Below are 17092 nucleotides of genomic sequence, written 5' to 3' on the forward strand. Positions count from 1 at the left end.
TAGATACGCTTTAAGACTAAAATGCGAACCATGGTCTCTGTTGGAAATGGTGGACGTCCGCCTTTTTTGCTGACAGGACGCGGTACCACATGGTCGATTTCTGCTGCTAGATGCGCAAAGTCTATACAGGTTTCGATCTTGACCAGCGGGTCACCCAACTTGTCGATCGTCTGTTGGTGATACTGGTTTGCAAAGAGGTCATTCTTAATGGCGCTGCATTTCTTCATGGTGGTTAGCTCAGTAGACCAGCTTCCGATAACTTTATCAGCAAAATCAAACTCGGCTTAGGTTTTTCGAGGTGCCCATGTATATTGCAACACATAAAGAGGAAGCTAATCAGATCAAGGATTTAATTGCAAATTATCTTATTAAAAATTATTAATAAGTAAATTAAAAAATCCCGTCTTATAAATAATATTTTGATAACAGGGTAATTAGTTTTAAAAAGTTTATTTATTGACGGGTTTATAATATTTAACCAGTAATAATTTCGATATTTTTAATATTAATAATGAAATTTTATTAAAACACAACACTCTTTATTTTACTTAACCTAATCTTAACAATATTGAAAAATTAACATTTTTTGCATAACATAAAATATCATTAAAAATTATTAATGTTATTTGTGTCGTATTGGTTATTGGCATAATTAAATAAATTTATTTTATAAATGGCTATTTATCTACAGATAATATATTTACTGTTTATAAAAAGTCAGATATTTATTTTGTAAATAATAGAAAAGCTAAATTTGGTATTGGTGTTATTTAATTGTATTTACACTTGTTCGGGCAAATATATAAAATAAATAATGGAGTTAACATGCGTTTAGATAGTTTTTCCAACACCAATAATACTGAAACATCGACTACTTCGCTGTTATCAAGCATTCAAAACAGCTTTAATAATTTTAAAGATTTAACAATTAGTTTGGTGAATAGTTTGATTGGCGTAAAAAATAGTTCCAGCGAATTTGACTGGAAATCAAATGATTCATTTAGCTATTCATCTCAACCGCAAAAATTTCCCGTTGAATTGCGTAGAGTGAGTTCAATATCATCAGAAGGAATGACGTTAACTGGCAAAAAATTGCCTGAGTCAGCGCAATCAACTACAGTGAAATCAGAAAGTGTTATTTTAAATGAAAAACCGCAGAAAACTGGCTTTAATATGCTGTACGATGGTTTACTCAAATTGAGTAATCCCAGTTTTTGGCAGAGAAAAATGTCCTCAGCCAGCGATAATGTCGAGCAGAACAAAATAGAAGCAGGTCAAGTTGCTAAAGAGCGTATAGCAGTAGAACAAGCAATGCGTGCTAATATCGCAGGAATTTGTGACAAGTTAAATCAATTTATAGCGGACAAAAATGTTGAGGGTATTTTTAGAGGAGAGCCGAATAAAGCAATATACAATAAAGATGATAATAGCAAATTGATTAAGGCATTTAGCAACGAAGCACTTCAATCTGAACCCATTTCTTTATCATGGATGGTAAAAACCTTTTTAGGTGAATTTTTCCCCAACGTCGATATGAATGAATTAAAAAATATTTTGCCAATCGATAACAGTGATCCAGAAGCATTGCAACAATTAGACAAGGTCTTTGCGCAAGAAGACTTTGATAGTTTGATCAAAGAAAAAATTAATGCTAGCGGCTCAGAAGAAACACAAAATAATCTGCAAGCTTGTTTTGCTTCAATGGCAGAGGCGTTGCGTTTGGTTGACAGTAATCAGGGTATTCAAGGTTTAACAAAATCGAGTATTGTGACATCAATGTTACCTAGGATCATCGATATAACGCCTGAAAATTTTATTAGTTATAACGATCAAAGAGGGATAATTACCGATTTGATGGCAAATTATCTTATTCAGTATCATTAATTTGTTTTGCTTATAACAGTAAGCCCGCCGTTAAATTGCATCATTATCAATCAATAGATTTGGCGGGCTGATTATTGTACTACGCTTTTAACTCTAGTTCGTTCATAGCAGCAATACTGAAACCACCGTCAACGTGTAAAATTTCACCTGTCACACCCGCTGATAAATTAGAACAAAGGAAAGCAGCACAATTGCCAACATCTTCCGTTGTTACCGTACGGCGAATAGGGGTTACTAATTCACAATGTGATAGCATTTTCCGAAAATCTTTTATGCCCGATGCTGCTAATGTGCGGATTGGACCGGCTGAAATGCCATTAACGCGAATAGCTTCAGGCCCCATTGCGTTAGCCATATAACGAACATTTGCTTCAAGGGAAGCTTTTGCTAATCCCATAATATTATAGTTAGGGATCGCACGCTCAGCGCCCAAATAACTTAGGGTAACCAGGGCAGAATGAGGATTTAACATACTTCGACAAGCTTTTGCTAACGCAACAAAGCTATAGGAACTAATATCGTGGGCAATCCGGAAGCCTTCGCGTGTCACTGCATCGACATAATCACCATCAAGTTGATCGGCTGGTGCATAGGCAATTGAATGGACAAAACCATCAAATTTGGGCCATACTTTCGCCAGCTCGGCAAATAAGGTAGTGATACTTTCATCGGAAGCAACATCACATGGCAAAACAATACTAGAGCCAAAGCTGTTTGCCATATCTTCTACGCGAGATTTCAGTTTATCACCTTGATAACTGAAGGCCAGTTCAGCCCCTTGTTGGTGCATTGCTTGTGCAATACCGTGAGCAATAGATAGTTTACTAGCTAAACCAGTGATCAGAATGCGCTTGCCGCTCATAAAGCCCATAAGCCGTATCCTTGTAAATTTTTAAATAATAACAATAATATACACAGCATAAATTATCTATTGTAGATGGTATTTATGCATTATATTTTTGATAAACGGCAGAGAGTTTATCATGACAGAAGAAAATATGTTGTATTACCTCGCTGATCCGAGCAGTTTTTGCTGCCTTTATATTAGCTAACATCTTGCCGCCAGGCATCGGCAGATAAAAGTTCACCAAAATGGCTGGCAATTAAGCGTCGGGTCACTTCATGTAAAGGTGAAGCAAGTACTTCGGCGGTATTACCTCTTTCGACGACAACACCATTATCCATTACCAACACTTTATCGCTGATATGTTTCATCATACCTAGATGTTGAGTAACATAAATATAGGAAATACCTTGTTTTTCTTGTAATTCAAGCATTAAATTGATGATTTGAGAACGCATTGTCATATCTAATGACGCCAGTGCTTCATCGGCAATAATAATCTCTGGTTGCAGGATCAACGCTCTTGCCAGCGCTACTCGCTGTTTTTGACCCGCTGCTAACATATGAGGATAATAGCCAGCGTGATCAGGTAATAGCCCAACTTGGCGAAGAGTCTGTTCTATAAGCTCTTCCCGTTCATGAACGGACAGTGAAGTATTTAGAATTAAAGGGATCTCAAGAATTTGCCCAATACGCTGCCTGGGGGTTAAAGAAGTACTTGGATCCTGAAATATCATGCGGATGCGTTGACTGCGATAACTATAATCGCCAAAGTTAAGCTGATGTCCATTAATAAAGATTTCACCACCACTAGGTTCAATAACACCCGATAACATGCGGGCCAGGGTTGATTTACCTGAACCGTTAGCACCAATAATTGCCAAGGTTTCACCAGCTCTTAAGGTAAAACTTAAAGGTTTTACTGCTTCTAATAGTTGAGTTTGAAATAACCCGGTGCGATAACGAAAGGTTTTAGTCAGATTTTTGATTGCCAGTAACGGTGTTGTCATGATGTTTCCTCCATATTAAGAGGAAAATGACATGCAAAGGCCCGATTTTTTATGCTGCGTAGTGGCGGTGTGATAATGCACGTTTTTTGTGCATAGGGACAACGAGGGCCAAGACGGCAACCGATTGGCAGGTGCTCTAAAGAAGGGATCGCCCCATGTAGGGTATTTAGTCGACTTTTATGTGGAAGTGGGCTGCCAAAATCCGGTACTGCACGGATTAATGCTTGTGTATAAGGATGATGGGGGCGGACCAGTAACTCTTCAGGGGTTGCACTTTCAACGGTTTGGCCACAATAGAGTACGCTAATCCGATCAACGAGTTTGCTCATCATTTGCATATCATGACTAATTAGTAAAATTGTCATGTTATTGTTTTGGTTTAATCTATCAAGCAGCCGAAATATTTGTGCTTGAGTTGTCGATTCCATTGCATTGGTGGGTTCATCGGCAATCAGTAATCGTGGTTGATTTGCTAGCGCAATGGCTATCATCACTTTCTGACATTCACCTTCAGTAAGTTCATAAGGATAGCTGTACATAATATCATCGTGATCTTTAATTCCGACTCGATGGAGTAATTCAATTGCGCGTCGCCTACGCCAACTAAATCGGTGCCACCAACGACCTTTAAAAGTCCATTGTGGTATTGATTGGATAAGTTGTTTACCAATATTTTCAGCTGGATCTAAGCAAGACTGGGGTTCTTGAAAAATCATCGAAATATTATGGCCTATCACTCTACGTCGTTGGCGTGCAGTGAGCTTTAACAGATCAATATCAAGAAAATAAAAACGATCGGCAGTCACTTTTAAGTTATCTTTAGTAACGCCACAAATAGCCTTAGCAATCAAACTTTTACCTGAACCGGACTCGCCAGCTAAGCCACGAATTTCGCCTTCATTTAACTGTAAAGAAACATTATCGACGGCTTTCACTGGCCCTTTGGCGGTCATAAATTCAATAGTGAGGTTACGGATATCTAATAATGGCATTATTCCACCCCAGCATTAATGGCGCGATGTAAGCCATCACCAAGTAAGTTAACAAATAAAACGCTGATCATAATGGCTGCACCAGGAAGAAAGACTGTCCATGGTGCTACATAAATCAATTCTAAACTATCACCGAGCATAGTGCCCCATTCAGCAGTCGGTAATCTAGCACCTAAATCAAGAAAGCCTAACGCAGCCATATCCAGAATGGCCATAGAGAGAGTGCGAGTAATTTCTGTTACCAAGATAGGTGTGATATTGGGTAATACGGTATACCAAAGGATATAAAAGTTTGAAGCACCGTCAAGTCGAGCGGCAAGAACATATTCGGTATCTAATTCATCGCGAACAGCGCTGTAAATTGTTCTAACAATTCTTGGTAATAAGGCTAACCAAATTGCTATCATCGCATTTTCAAGGCTTGAACCGGCAAAAGCGACAATAATAATCGCCAGGAGTAGCGAGGGAATTGATAACAGCGTATCTAACACATGATTTAAAATAGCTGATTTTAACCCATGGGTAATGCCGGCTAAACAACCTAATATTAATCCGACCAGCGTTGTGCTAATGGTGATCACAAGTGCAGAGCCAAAGGTAGATGCTGTACCGATAAGTAATCGACTTAAAATATCACTACCAAGATCATCAGTACCCAAAAAAAATGCCACATTACCATAATGCGAGCAGGATGGAGGTAGTAGCTGGTAGCCCAAAAATTGTTGGTTAATGGTATAGGGGGCTAAGTAGCTGCCAAATAAAGTCAAAACCAGGAGAAAAACAATACCATAAAATCCAGTCATTGCCAGAATATCATTAGAGAAAAATCGCCAGACAACCCGGATAGGGGATGGCATCTTTTGTTCACGATAAAAATTATCTGAAGACATACCCATCCTTATATTTAGAAGGGTTCATCATAGCGCCTAAAATATCCGATATGACATTAACAAAAATAACTAAAGTACCAATAATCATTACGCCGGCAGAAATTGCTGAGTAATCATTTTGTCGAATGGCAGTGACTAACCAACGCCCTAAGCCTGGCCAATTAAATACAAGTTCATTGATCATCGCTAGTGTTATCATAGTAGAAAACTGTAGACCAAGTTTTGGAATAATAAGAGGCAACGCATTGTGTAAGACATGACGTTTGATAATGGTAATGCGAGAGAGTCCTCTGGTTGCTGCTGCTTTAATATAATTTTCACCCATAAAAGCTTCAGTACTATTTTTCATTAAACGTATCATTTCAGAAATTGGCGCAATAGCTAATGTAATAACGGGTAAAATCAAATGCTCTAATAGATTAATAAACATTTGGCTACGATAGATTGAATTCGATAACCATATATCGATCAGGGCAAAACCGGTCACAGGTTCAAGATCATACAGTAAATTAATTCGGCCAGAGACCGGTAACCAGCCTAATTTCAATGAAAAAAGCAGGATAAATAATAAAGCCAACACAAAAATTGGCATAGAAAAACCGATTAGGATAAAAATTTTAATAATGTAATCAATTGGCTTATTGCGCCAGACACCCGCAACAATGCCGGTAGGGATGCCGATTATTAAAGCTAAAATAAACGCTAAAAAGCATAACTCCATGGTGGCAGGAAAAGTGGCATTCAGCTGACTGCTAATCGGTTGACCATTAATACTAGAAAAACCAAAATTCCAATGTAATAAGCCGGTTAAATAAAAAATATAGGCATCCCATAATGATAGTCCACTTAATGGAGCATCAGCAGTGAAATAGTTCAAACTAAAACTAACCAGCGTTAGTAAAAATAAAGTAATAATTAAAAGTAATAACCGCCTTAATACGTAAATAATCACCAGGCTGCTCCTTCTTCGTCATTAAAATAGGAGTCAGCCGGTAGTGGGGTTTTAATCGACCCATCACGATAAACCCCGGCAAAAGAGGAGTTACCAAAGGCGCTAATAACTAGCCCTTTGATATCATAGCGATAAGCCTGTAAATGTAATGAATAAGCTAGCGGTAATACGGGTAATTCTTTTGCTAGTAATGATTGCGCTTGGTGGTAATAATTAATGCGAGATGAAATACTTTGGCTTACTAGCGCCTTACGTAAAAGTTCATCAAAGTAAGGATTACACCATTTACTCAAATTAGTATGTGATTCCTTGGCAGCGCAACTAAGTAGAGGGCGGAAAAAACTATCAGGATCATTACTATCCGTCGACCAACCGTCAAGAATCATGTCATAGTTACGATCACTCAGCTTATTTTCTAATAAATTGCCTTCTACCGGATGAATATTCATCTTAATGCCTACTTTTGCTAAGTCTGCCTGGATAAGTTCGGCAGTTTTTAATGGGCTCGGATTATAGGATTGAGAAATAACGGAAACCCAAATATCTAATTTCATACCGGACAAACCGAGCTCTTCTAGCATTTCTTTGGCTTTTTCAGGATTATAATCTGTCACTTTAATTTGATTATCATAAGCCCATGAAGCTCTTGGTAGAACAGAAGTTGCTGTTTCAGCGGTGCCATAATAGATAGATTGCATTAATCTTTCATTATTAATTGAATACGCTATGGCTTGTCTAACCTTTAATTGATCAAGCGGTGGTTTGCTAGTGTTAAAAATCAGATAGGCGATATTCATGCCGGCTCGCATCGATAGCCGCAAACGGGCATCTTCACGTAGCACCTTTAATTGGCTAGCAGCTGGATAGGCTAAGACATCGCATTCGCCGGTTAATAATTTAGATATGCGTCCTGTACCGCCGGCACCCAGATCAATCACCACTTGCTGCATTAAAGGTTTGCCTTTCCAGTAGTTATTATGCCGATTTAGCTTGATAAATTGACCGGTTTGATAACCTACCAACATGAAAGGACCAGTGCCAACAGGTTGCCAATCAATAAATTTTTTGTGATTAATTTTGTTGAGATATTGCGCATATTCTTGTGAAAGTATTGGCGCATAGTGAGTTGCAAGATGCCAGAGAAATGACGCATCGGGGGTATATAATTTAAATTCAACAGTATAATTATCAATTTTACGAATACTACGGATATTGTTAGCTAATTGCAGGCTATCGAAATAAGGATAATTGCCTCCCCCGACATAGTGATAAGGATGATTTTTATCAAACATACGGGAAAAACTAAACACAACATCATCGGCATTTAGCGTTCGTGTCGGCGTGAACCAATCTGTTGTTTGAAATGGAATATTACGTTTTAAATAAAATCGATAAGTTGCCCCTTTATCAAATGATTTCCAGCGCGAGGCGAGTTCGGAATTTAATTTGTAGGTAAATGGATTAACTTCTAATAATCGATCATAAAGTTGAGCGGCTAGTGGATCAATAATCAGCCCGGTGCTGGCAATTTGCGGATTAAATGTAGTGACAATGCCGTTAACACAATAGATAAAACTGTTTTGACGAATTTGTGGTGGAAGGGTATCTGCTAATGCATTTATTATCCCTACATTTATTAAAATAATCCATAAAATTAGGTACCGCATATAAAAACCTATTATAAGTGCGAATGGCTTTATTGTAGCTTAAGTCCTGTTATGCAACAAAATAGAGTTGATAAAATTATCAGTAATTTATTGATAAAAATTCTCAACCAACTGCTTTGCTAACGTTATTGATAATTATAGAAACTTTAATTTATTGCCGACACGATATTGCTTAGATTGCTGCCAGTGGTTTAATTTTCTTGCCAGCATCGGATGGCTGCTTTCTCGATTACTGATTTTTATTTGTATTTTGATTCTCTGGCAAGTTATGTTTTTTCAGTAGTCCCCTTAATTGATGATAAGTTAATTTTAATTGTGAAGCGGCCAAGCGCTGATTAAACTGGCTTATTTGTAATGCCTGTTCGAGTAAATTTTTTTCTGCCGCATGCTGCCATTGTTTCAAATCAATGGGAAGTTGAGGTAGTTCATCGTTGTCTTTTGTTACCACCGACATCATTGACTCACTAGCAAAGGGATTGAAGACAATCAAATCTAATGGTTCAGCTCTATCGCCATGACGGTAGACTGAACGCTCAATAACATTCTTTAATTCACGTACATTACCTGGCCAGGGATAAGCTGACAGGTTTTTTTGTGCTTTAACAGTAAATCCAGGGAAAAAAGAGAGATTGAGCTCGCGGCACATATTAATTGCGAAATGTTCAGCTAGTAACATAATATCGGCTAATCGCTCACGTAAGGGCGGAATGTGGATGACATCAAAGGCCAGACGGTCAAGTAGATCGGCACGAAATAAGCCTTTGCTAGCTAATTGGGGTAGATTAGCGTTGGTTGCGCAAATAAGCCTAACATCGACTTTAAGGCTTTGACTACCACCGACACGCTCTAGTTGGCCATATTCGATCACCCGTAATAATTTTTCTTGTACAATCATGGGGGCGGTTGCTAGCTCGTCAAGGAAAAGTGTGCCGCGATCTGCCCGTTCAAATCGTCCCAAATGTCTTTTCTGTGCACCAGTAAATGCGCCTGCTTCATGACCAAATAATTCGGAATCTAATAAATTTTCATTCAGGGCACTGCAATTAAGGGAAACAAATGGTTCTTGCCAACGTGGTGAAAGGTAATGAAGACGGCTAGCAATCAGCTCCTTGCCTGTTCCTCGCTCACCTGTGACTAAAACCGGTTTACTCAGTTTGGCAAGTGCAGAAGTTTGCTCCAGTATTTCCAAGAAATTATCAGCAGTACCAAGAATATTATCTGTAGAGAATTGTATGGTCATTTTAGCCATTTATTGGTCATTTTAATTAATCTGTAAATTATAACGAAAATTGGAATAAAAGATAACAAAATAGAAATTTAATTATTTCATATGGTTATATTTTTTGTAAAATTGGCATGAATATTGTTTATCAATGATTAAGGTTAAAAAAATTTAATGACAAATCAATCATTCAATATTAATTAAGGAATTTATCGATGGGCATTTTCACACGTTTCGCAGATATCATTAATGCAAATGTTGCTTCTTTACTTGATAAGGCAGAAGATCCGCAAAAAATGATCCGTTTAATGATCCAAGAAATGGAAGATATGTTAGTTGAGTCTCGTTCAATCTCGGCACGCACTTTAGCTGAGCAGAAAGGATTAGAGCGCCGTATTGCTAGTGGTGAAAAACAAGTTATACAATGGCAAGAAAAAGCAGAACTGGCGCTAGTTAAAGATAAAGAGGATTTAGCTCGCGCGGCATTAATTGAAAAGCAAAAAGTGGCTACCATTATTGATACACTAAAAAGTGAGTTAATAATGGTAAATGAAACACTAGTACGTATGAAAGATGAGATTGCTGAATTAGAGCAAAAACTGACTGAAACACGGGCAAAGCAGCAAACTATGGTATTAAGGCATCAAGCCGCGCAATCCAGTCGTGATGTGCGTCGTCAATTAGATAGTGGTAAATTGGATGAAGCATTAGCGCGGTTTGAACAGTTTGAGCAGCGGATCGATCATATGGAAAGTGAAGCGCAAAGTTATCATTTAGGTAAACAAAAATCCTTAGACCAACAGTTTGCTGAATTAAAAGCTGATGATGAAATCAGTGAGCAATTGGCTGCGTTGAAAGCTAAACTGAACAAACAAGAGTAATCTATTGGTAGCCAAAATTAATGATGAATAAGGAAATGTGATGGGCTCTATATTTATTGGGTTAGTTTTATTGATCTTTGTTATCTTTATTCTGCCTATTTGGTTATGGTGCCACTATGGTAAAAAAGGAAATAGCCATAGTCAATTAACGCAGAATGAGATCCAGCGACTAACGCAGTTAGCCGAGCGAGCACAACGCATGCAGCAACGTATTAAAGCGCTGGAAGATATTTTGGATGCAGAGCATCCAAATTGGAGGCAAATATAATGGCAAAAATGGGCGCGCGCAAACTTTATCGACGTACTGATCAACGTATGATTGGGGGTGTTTGTGCCGGGTTGGCGCATTACTTTGATTTACCGGTTAATTTAGTACGGGCACTGGCGGTTGTGGCATTATTCTTGGGATTTTTTGCCATTACCATCGTTATTTATCTGTTAATGTGGTTTTTTATCGAACCGGCACCGGCAGGTTATCAGGATGAAACTGATGTTAGTGTTAAAGTGACTAAGTTAATGAATGAAATCGATCAGCAATTGAAAGCGGGTGAAAAAAAACTGCGCCAAATGGAACGCTATATCACTTCTGATAGTTTCAGTATTGATAGCCGCATCAATAAATTGTAACTAACTATCAAATTACGGTAGAGTGAATAATGCTCTACCGTAAAATCATTTTTCTTATTAACTAAAAATTATCCTATGTATTAACAGAAGAATATGCTGATTAGCCGACCAAAAATTAAACTTTTAAGCGGAAAAGTGGCAAGAATAGCAATAATTATTGTTATTCATTACGCGCCAGCAGGAATAATTGGACTAATGTTAAAATATACTAGCCGCAAACCTTTGCGATGGTTTATGTTAATAGTTATACAGCTATTTAAACGTCCGGGCATTGCTAAACTTGTGCGTAAGTTGTTATGGGAGAAATATGAAAAGATTGCGAAGTGAGCTTAGTGAACTGGTCAATCGAAGCGTAGATCGTTATGTCCGTTTAGCGGTTACCGGGCTTAGCCGTAGTGGTAAAACGGCATTTATTACCTCGCTGGTTAATCAGTTACTACATGTGCACAGTGGGGCGCGTTTGCCACTGTTTTCCGCCGCAAGAGATGGCCGTCTATTAGGTGCAAAACGGATCCCGCAGAAACATTTTAATATTCCTCGCTTTGCTTATGACGAAAATATAGCAGCATTGTACCATTCTCCTCCTCAATGGCCGACTCCTACCCGTGGGATCGGTGAAATATGTTTGCAACTACGTTATCGATCGCAACAGAGTTTGCTACGCCACGTCAAAGAGACTTCTAATTTATATATTGAAATTATTGACTATCCAGGCGAATGGTTGCTGGATCTGCCTATGTTGACTCAGGACTATTTTAGTTGGTCGCGGCAAATGCAACAGCTATTAAAAGGCCGTGATAAGGAGGGGGCACAGCAATGGTTGCAACTTTGTCAACAGTGCGACCCCTTTGCTGCGGCTGATGAGAAATTATTAGCTAATATTGCTCAGGCTTACACCGATTACTTGGTTTTTTGTAAACAACAGGGGCAATATTTTATTCAGCCAGAGCGATTTGTATTACCTGGTGATCTTGCAGGGGCACCGGTATTGCAGTTTTTTCCTTGGCCCAATATTGATACAACAGATGAACTCAAATTAAAGCAAGCGGACAAACAGTCTAATATTGGTATGTTGCAACAGCGTTATCACTATTATTGTCAAAAAATTATTAAGCGTTTTTATAAAGATTACTTTCAACATTTTGATCGGCAAATTGTTTTAGTTGACTGTTTAGCTGCATTGAATAACGGTCCGGCAGCATTTAATGATATGCAGGCCGCATTAACCCAAATTATGCGTAGCTTTCATTATGGTAAACGGACACTATTGCGCCGCATGTTCTCACCACATATTGATAAATTACTTTTTGCGGCAAGTAAGGTTGATCATATAACCCATGATCAACATGCCAATTTAGTTTCATTGCTGCAGCAATTAGTTCGTGCGGCCTGGCAAAATGCCGCTTTTGAAGGGATCAGCATGGATTGTCTGGCACTAGCTGCAATTCAGGCGACAGATAATCGTATGATTGAATATCAGGGAGAACGGGTACCTGCCTTAAAGGGATATAGATTAACAGATGGTCGATTAATGACTTTTTTTCCGGGTGAGGTACCACGGCGTTTGCCTAATGCTGATTTTTGGTTAAAGCAGGGATTTGATTTTGAATCTTTTCGGCCTCGCGAAACAGCGACTGATCAACCTGTTGCTCATATTCGATTGGATAGTGCTTTAGAATTTTTACTCGGAGATAAATTGAAATGAGTAAACCGCTAAAATCCCGCATCGATTTTGATGAGTCTTTGCCGGCAAACAAAAAAACAAAGTTAAAAAAGGCCAAAGTGTTTGATCAATTAGCGCCTGAACAATTTGCGGCTAGCAGCCACGAAGCAGAAAATGACGAACGAGAAGGTGAAATTGAGGCATTGGTCAATGCTGCACTCAAACCGCGCTATAGTTTTTGGCGTAAACTGGTGGTTATTGCTTTAAGTTTAATCGTAGTGAGTATTTTTGCTCAGACCGGCCAATGGATCTACCAAGCGTGGATAAATCAAAATTGGGTTTCTTTAGCTATTGTCGCGGCTGGTGGCTTAATTATTATTGCTGCTATTGGCGCCATAATAACTGAATGGCGGCAGCTTTATTATTTAAAAGAACTTAGTCAAGAACGCATCCAGGCTAGAGAATTTTTGCAAAGTCATGGTATGCATGGCGGGCGTGAATTTTGTCAAAAGCTAGGCAAACAATCGGCGATAGGCTTAGATCATCCGGCGAGAAACGTTGGCAGACAACAATCCATGATAGTCATAATGACAAAGAAATCGTGACACTTTATAGCCAAATAGTGCAACCTATTTTGGATGAGCAGGCTAGGAAAGAGATTAATCGTTCATCAGCTGAATCGGCGTTAATGATAGCCGTTAGTCCTTTAGCTATTGTCGACATGGCATTTATTGCCTGGCGCAATATTCGATTGATTAATCGCATTGCAGCTATTTATGGCATTGAGCTAGGGTATTATAGCCGTATCCGATTATTTAAAATGGTATTACTTAATATTGCTTTTGCTGGAGCAAGTGAGTTGGTGCGTGAAATTGGCATGGATTGGTTATCGCAAGATATTATGGCCCGGCTCTCTACACGAGCGGCTCAAGGGATCGGCGCCGGTTTACTCACAGCTAGATTAGGTATTAAAACGATGGAGTTATGCCGTCCTTTACCGTGGATGGATGATAAACCTAAATTGGCTGATTTTCGTCGTCAATTATTCAGCCAGTTAAAAAATATTATGCCAAAAAGTGTTGAGCATAAAAAGATTTAACTAATTCACCATCAAGCTTAATTGGGTAATTTTTTAATTAAGATCCCTGTTGACTAAATGGTAAGCAGCAATATTAGATTAATGCTTATCCGTTTATCATTTCTGGTGCTAGTGTTTATGTTATAAAACGTTTTCTATGGTAGCTTAATAAATAAAAATGCATACTTAATTAATTAAATAGTAAATTATATAGATATAAGGTTCTCAGTGATGCGATTAGAAGTGATTTGCCAAGATCGAATGGGACTAACACGTGAATTACTTGATTTACAAAACATTGACCTTGAAGGGATTGAAATTTCACCAAATCGTAATATTTATCTCAAATTTGCTCAAATTGACACTACGACGTTTCAACTGTTAATGACTGAAATTCGGCGTATTCGTGGTGTTAAAGATGTTAAGACGGTCTCTTTTATGCCTTCTGAGCATGAAAAAAAATTATTATTAACTCTATTAAATACATTTCCTGATCCTATTTTTTCGGTTAATCCTAAAGCTCATATCGAATTAGCCAATTCAGCGATGTTAAAATTGTTCGCTATTGATAATAATCAGTTAAAAGAAAAAAAATTTAATCAGCTAATAAATCACCCGCGTTTGGCAAAATTACTGGAGCAAAATAATTTACAATCTTATTCTGAACAAGTGGTGATTAAAGGTAATAAATATTTGCTGCAGGTTACGCCAATTAACAACCATAAAGCAACGGGTTCGATTGAAAATGCAGGCGGCATTATTCTACTAAAAGTATTACCCGCAGAGAAGCAGTATCAAGCAGATAAAATAGCAGCAGCAGATAGTTTTGCTCACATCATTGCAGTCAGTCCCAAAATGAGCCAGCTGGTTGAGGATCTAAAAAAAATAGCTTTACTTGATGAACCGCTTCTATTGGTTGGGGAAACCGGAACGGGTAAAGATATTTTAGCTAAAGCTTGTCACTTGCAGAGCATCAGAGGCGATAAACCTTTCTTAGGGCTTAATTGTGGATCGATGCCAGAGGATGTGGTAGAAAACGAGCTGTTTGGTTATGCTGCAGGGGCTTATCCAAATGCCATTGAGGCTAAAAAAGGATTTTTTGAGCAAGCGAATGGAGGTACTGTTTTACTTGATGAAATTGGTGAAATGTCGCCACAAATGCAGATCAAACTATTACGTTTCTCAAATGATGGTACCTTTCGTCGGGTAGGTGAAGAGCAAGAAGTTAAAGTTGATGTCAGAGTGATCTGCGCGACACAAAAAAACTTGCTGGAATTAGTTGAAAAAGGGCAATTCAGGCAAGATTTATACTACCGCCTGCATGTACTAACGGTGAACTTACCCCCGCTACGTGAACGACAAGCTGATATACTACCGCTTACGGTAGAATTTGTTAGGCAATTTTCACAAGAACAAGGTATTGAAAAACCGAAACTTTCGCCTAAGTTAGGGCATTACCTTGCCAGTTATCACTGGCCTGGTAACGTGCGGCAGCTACGTAATGTTCTTTATCAGGCCTTAATTCAATTGGCAGGACGAGAATTAACGCCACAAGATATTCATTTGCCAGATCTAAAAGATATTTCATTGTTTAGCACCGATCAATTAAATGGTACCTTAGATGAATTAACAAAACATTTTGAAGCTTCAATATTGGCGCGACTTTATCAAGATTATCCAAGTACACGTAAATTAGCTAAACGACTTAACGTATCGCATACAGCAATTGCAAATAAGTTGCGGGAATATGGATTAAGTAATAAAAAAGAGAGTGAGGGTGAGTGATAGTGGAATTTGGATCAAGATAGCGATAAGTTTTATCGCTATCGAATTAAAACTAGACAAATAGTTTAATTAAAAAACAGATATTTTTAGTAAGTATTAATATCACTATTTTAAGGCATTAAGAGCGGCATCATAGTCCGGTTCATGGGTGATTTCATCAACTAATTGACTATAAATGACTTTATCGTTTTCATCGATGATAACCACAGCACGTGCTGCTAGTCCTTTTAATGGCCCAGAGGTCATTTCTACGCCGTAGTATTTACTGAAGGTAGGTGCGCGAAAAAACGATAATGTAACTACATTCTCAAGGTCCTCGGCGCCACAAAACCGGCTCTGTGCAAAAGGAAGATCGGCAGAAATACACAATACAACACTGTTTTCTAGTTGGCTGGCTATTTGGTTAAACTTGCGAACAGAGCTAGCGCAAACACCGGTATCAATACTGGGAAATATATTAAGAATTTTTCGTTTGCCTTGATAATCTGACAAAGATTTTTCTGTAAGATCGCTCGCTACAAGGGTAAATTGTTTAGCTTTATCAACAGGTTGCAAGAAAGTACCATTGATAGCAACACCTTCCCCTTTGAAATTTGTACTAGTTGACATCTTATCCTTTCCTTCTTAATAACATTTAGTTCAACAATTCTAAATGAAAATAATTAAGTTTCCTATCTAAATCGTTACAACAACTTGTGTTATATCTAATTGTTTTAACCAAATTATTTTCTATAATTATAATAACATCGGGATATAATATGGAAATCTATATGCTTCGCTATAGAACAGCATTAGCAATATTCTTTTTAAATTGTATCGTCAACACTAAATCTGCCGTGGCTGCGTTGGTGGTTAGAGGGGACTTATTAGCTGAAAAACAAGAGATAGTTAGGCAGATTAATGCGGATCCAACTTATCTTGATCCTATCAGCAATGTTGGTTTAGCAGAATCGCATGTAATACGTGATTTATTTGTAGGATTAACTAATCAAAATGAAGCCGGTAGTCCGATTCCTGGTGTGGCAAATCGTTGGACAACCGCCGGTAATCGGATTTGGTTTTTTTATTTAAGACCGAATGCCAAGTGGTCAAATGGTGACCCTGTAACGGCTAAAGATTTTGTTTATAGCTGGCGTCGCTTGGTTGATCCAGTAAATAACTCACCATTTGCTTATTTTGCCACCCTGGCGGGTATCAAAAATGCGCAAAAAATTATTAATAATGAACTACCAATTGAAAAGTTAGGTGTTGAAGCTATTGATAATCATACTTTAAAGGTCACTTTGGAGCAGCCCGCACCCTTTTTTCTAAATTTAACTAACCATTTTAGTTTCTTTCCGGTTAATCAGAAAATAATCGCCAGATATGGCCAAAATTGGGTTGCACCAACAAACTTAGTTGGCAATGGTGCTTTTATGTTATCTGAGCGTATTGCTGGCGAAAAAATTGTTTTACAACCTAACCGACATTATTGGGATCATAAAAATACAATTTTAACTAAAGGGCACCTCGAACAACTCAAGATTTTCAATTAACCCTTGGCTTTCATTCTAAATAATTAGATTTTTTTTGATTATCACGCTACTGATTCTATCGC

The 17092-nt window shown here is 38.1% G+C and carries 15 protein-coding genes and 2 pseudogenes; 8 read left to right on the forward strand and 9 right to left on the reverse strand.

Annotation, left to right across the window (positions count from 1 at the left end):
- A pseudogene (locus tag CBG25_RS07450) lies at positions 1–227 on the reverse strand (IS5/IS1182 family transposase); the annotation flags it as partial.
- Between the two features lie 598 nt (positions 228–825).
- Between CBG25_RS07450 and CBG25_RS07455 the strand changes: the two are divergent.
- Complete coding sequence (locus CBG25_RS07455; protein ID WP_290605742.1) at positions 826–1884, forward strand: hypothetical protein; 1059 nt, start codon at positions 826–828, stop codon at positions 1882–1884.
- Positions 1885–1963: 79 nt separating this feature from the next.
- Here the strand turns inward: CBG25_RS07455 and fabI are convergent, their stop codons facing one another.
- The 7 genes from fabI to pspF all read right to left on the reverse strand — a co-directional run bounded on the left by fabI (position 1964) and on the right by pspF (position 9488).
- Positions 1964–2755 carry an enoyl-ACP reductase FabI gene (gene fabI / locus CBG25_RS07460; protein WP_290605743.1) on the reverse strand — a complete coding sequence of 264 codons (792 nt, stop codon included), beginning with the start codon at positions 2753–2755 and terminating at the stop codon, positions 1964–1966.
- Positions 2756–2928: 173 nt separating this feature from the next.
- Entirely contained in the window at positions 2929–3738 is an 810-nt protein-coding gene (sapF, locus tag CBG25_RS07465) for a putrescine export ABC transporter ATP-binding protein SapF (protein ID WP_290605744.1), read from the reverse strand.
- Positions 3735–4730: a putrescine export ABC transporter ATP-binding protein SapD gene (gene sapD, locus CBG25_RS07470; RefSeq protein WP_290605746.1), complete on the reverse strand. Its 996-nt coding sequence runs from the start codon at positions 4728–4730 to the stop codon at positions 3735–3737. Before sapD ends, sapF begins: the two co-directional genes overlap by 4 nt.
- Entirely contained in the window at positions 4730–5620 is an 891-nt protein-coding gene (gene sapC / locus CBG25_RS07475; RefSeq protein ID WP_290605748.1) for a putrescine export ABC transporter permease SapC, read from the reverse strand. The genes sapD and sapC overlap by 1 nt, the downstream gene beginning before the upstream one ends.
- Entirely contained in the window at positions 5607–6572 is a 966-nt protein-coding gene (sapB, locus tag CBG25_RS07480) for a putrescine export ABC transporter permease SapB (RefSeq protein WP_290605750.1), read from the reverse strand. Before sapB ends, sapC begins: the two co-directional genes overlap by 14 nt.
- The gene (sapA, locus tag CBG25_RS07485; protein WP_290605752.1) at positions 6569–8239 is read right to left on the reverse strand and encodes an ABC transporter substrate-binding protein SapA; all 1671 of its coding nucleotides are present in this window, start codon (positions 8237–8239) and stop codon (positions 6569–6571) included. Before sapA ends, sapB begins: the two co-directional genes overlap by 4 nt.
- Positions 8240–8468: 229 nt before the next feature.
- Entirely contained in the window at positions 8469–9488 is a 1020-nt protein-coding gene (gene pspF, locus CBG25_RS07490) for a phage shock protein operon transcriptional activator (protein ID WP_290605754.1), read from the reverse strand.
- 188 nt (positions 9489–9676) lie between these two features.
- Between pspF and pspA the strand changes: the two genes are divergently transcribed.
- The 6 genes and pseudogenes from pspA to tyrR all read left to right on the forward strand — a co-directional run bounded on the left by pspA (position 9677) and on the right by tyrR (position 15495).
- The gene (gene pspA, locus CBG25_RS07495) at positions 9677–10342 is read left to right on the forward strand and encodes a phage shock protein PspA (RefSeq protein WP_290605756.1); all 666 of its coding nucleotides are present in this window, start codon (positions 9677–9679) and stop codon (positions 10340–10342) included.
- Positions 10343–10382: 40 nt separating this feature from the next.
- Positions 10383–10610, forward strand: a complete 228-nt coding sequence (gene pspB, locus CBG25_RS07500) for an envelope stress response membrane protein PspB (RefSeq protein ID WP_032114952.1) — start codon at positions 10383–10385, stop codon at positions 10608–10610.
- Positions 10610–10969, forward strand: a complete 360-nt coding sequence (gene pspC, locus CBG25_RS07505; protein WP_180816552.1) for an envelope stress response membrane protein PspC — start codon at positions 10610–10612, stop codon at positions 10967–10969. Before pspB ends, pspC begins: the two co-directional genes overlap by 1 nt.
- A gap of 307 nt (positions 10970–11276) precedes the next feature.
- Complete coding sequence (locus CBG25_RS07510) at positions 11277–12674, forward strand: YcjX family protein (protein WP_290605761.1); 1398 nt, start codon at positions 11277–11279, stop codon at positions 12672–12674.
- A pseudogene (locus CBG25_RS07515) lies at positions 12671–13731 on the forward strand (TIGR01620 family protein). Before CBG25_RS07510 ends, CBG25_RS07515 begins: the two are co-directional and overlap by 4 nt.
- Before the next feature lie 210 nt (positions 13732–13941).
- Positions 13942–15495, forward strand: a complete 1554-nt coding sequence (gene tyrR, locus CBG25_RS07520; protein ID WP_290605763.1) for a transcriptional regulator TyrR — start codon at positions 13942–13944, stop codon at positions 15493–15495.
- A gap of 105 nt (positions 15496–15600) precedes the next feature.
- Here the strand turns inward: tyrR and tpx are convergent, their stop codons facing one another.
- Positions 15601–16104 carry a thiol peroxidase gene (tpx, locus tag CBG25_RS07525; RefSeq protein ID WP_290605765.1) on the reverse strand — a complete coding sequence of 168 codons (504 nt, stop codon included), beginning with the start codon at positions 16102–16104 and terminating at the stop codon, positions 15601–15603.
- Positions 16105–16253: 149 nt separating this feature from the next.
- Between tpx and CBG25_RS07530 the strand changes: the two genes are divergently transcribed.
- Positions 16254–17030: a peptide ABC transporter substrate-binding protein gene (locus CBG25_RS07530; protein WP_290605767.1), complete on the forward strand. Its 777-nt coding sequence runs from the start codon at positions 16254–16256 to the stop codon at positions 17028–17030.
- Positions 17031–17092 lie beyond the last annotated feature (62 nt).

The organism is Arsenophonus sp. ENCA (genome assembly GCF_002287155.1).
GTDB classification, from domain to species: domain Bacteria; phylum Pseudomonadota; class Gammaproteobacteria; order Enterobacterales; family Enterobacteriaceae; genus Arsenophonus; species Arsenophonus nilaparvatae.